Raw genomic sequence first — 1,980 nt, 5'->3', positions numbered from 1 at the left:
CGGCGTCGACTTCATCACCGTCCTGGACCCGCAGGGGGTGCGGCTCACCGACACCCGGCCCGAGCTGATCGGCACCAGGGCTGAGGGTGTGGGCCCGGCCGCGCAGGGAGCGGCCTTCACCGAGACATTCCACGGCGACCCCGCCGACGCCGTGCGCGCGGTGGTGCCCGTGCGCGACGACAGCGGACGCGTGGTCGGCATGGTCAGCGCCGGGATCCAGTACGAAACCCTGGGCCAGGTGCTGAACCAGCAGGTGCCGGTGATGCTGGCCGCGGCGGCCGCCGCGCTCATGCTCGCCACCGTCGGCACGGCGCTGGTCAGCCGACGGCTGCGCCGACAGACGCACGGTCTGGGCCCGGCCGAGATGACCCGCATGTTCGAACACCACGACGCCGTACTGCACGCCGTACGCGAGGGCGTCCTGATCATCGGTGGCGACGGGCGCCTCATGCTCGCCAACGACGAGGCGCGCCGGCTGCTCGACCTCCCCGAGGACGCCGACCGGCGCCCGGTCACGGAACTCGGCCTGGGCCCCCGCCTGACCCGGCTGCTGACATCGGGGGAGCCGGTCTCCGACGAAGTGCTCCCGGCCGGCGAGCGGCTGCTCGCGGTCAACGCCCGGCTCCTCGAGCCCTACGGTGGCGCCCCCGGACTGGTGGCCACCTTCCGCGACACCACCGAACTGCGGGCCCTGACCGGCCAGGCCGAGGTGGCGCGGGGACGGCTGACGCTCCTCTACGAGGCGGGCGTACGCATCGGCACCACGCTGGACATCCGGCGCACGGCGGAGGAGCTCGCCGAGGTGGCGGTCCCCCGCATGGCCGACTTCGTCACCGTCGAACTCCTCGACTCCGTCCTCCGAGGCGACGAGCCCACCGGCGCGGTGCGACGCATGCGGCGCACCGCCCTGAGCGAGGCCCGGAGCGGGCACCCGCTCCAGCCGGTCGGAGACCTGATCCAGTTCCTGGTGGCCGACACCCCGATGGTGGCGGCCCTGCACCGGGGCAAGGCCGTCCGGGTCGCCGACCTGCACCACGCCCAGGACTGGCGGGCCCAGGACCCGGAGGGGGCCGACCAGGCACTGGAGTACGGCATCCACTCGCTGATCACCGTCCCCCTGCGGGCCCGGGGAGTGGTGCTCGGCATGGTCAACTTCTGGCGGGGGACCGGTTCCCTTCCCTTCGAGGAGGAGGACGTCGCCGTCGCCGAGGAACTGGTCGCCCGGGCCGCCGTGGCCATCGACAATGCCCGCCGTTACGCCCGCGAGCACGCCCTCGCCGTGACCCTGCAGCGCAGCCTGCTGCCCCGTGACGTCCCGGACCAGGAAGCACTGGAGATCGCCTGGCGGTACCTGCCCGCACGGGCCGGCGTGGGCGGTGACTGGTTCGACGTCATTCCCCTGCCCGGCTTCCGGGTGGCCCTGGTCGTCGGCGACATCGTGGGGCACGGGCTGCACGCCGCGGTGACCATGGGCCGGCTGCGGACCGCGGTGCTGAACTTCTCCTCGCTGGACCTCTCCCCGGACGAGCTGCTCAGCCACCTCGACGAGATGGTGACCCTGCTGGACACACAGGCCTCGAACGCCCACAGCGACGGCGCCCCGGTCACCGGAGCCACCTGCCTGTACGCCATCTACGACCCGGTCGGCGGACACTGCACCCTCTCCCGCGCCGGGCACGTCGCCCCGGCCGTGGTCGACCCGCAGGGCGGCGTGACCTTCCCCGATCTCCCCCTGTCACCGCCGCTGGGCGTGGGCGGGCATCCCTTCGAGACCGGCGAACTGGACCTGCCCGAGGGCAGCCGGCTCGTCCTGTTCACCGACGGACTGGTCGAGGACCGCGGACGCGACATCGACGAGGGCCTGCGGATGCTCCGCTCGGCCGTCGCCGACCCGGACCGTACGCCGGAGGAGACGTGCCGCGCCGTCATGGAGTCCATGCTGCCCGACCGGCCCAGCGACGACGTGGCCCTGCTGGTCGC

1 protein-coding gene is annotated in these 1,980 nt (G+C 73.5%); it reads left to right on the top strand.

Annotated elements, in window-relative coordinates; genetic code table 11:
- On the top strand, positions 1 to 1,980 hold a 1,980-nt coding region (locus tag CCN42_RS36950; RefSeq protein WP_086741678.1), incomplete at both ends, for a SpoIIE family protein phosphatase.

The sequence above is a fragment of the Streptomyces glaucescens genome (genome assembly GCF_002154375.1).
Classification (GTDB): domain Bacteria; phylum Actinomycetota; class Actinomycetes; order Streptomycetales; family Streptomycetaceae; genus Streptomyces; species Streptomyces glaucescens.
The sequence above is the reverse complement of the archived record's forward strand: the minus strand, read 5'-3'. Positions and strand labels throughout refer to the sequence as shown.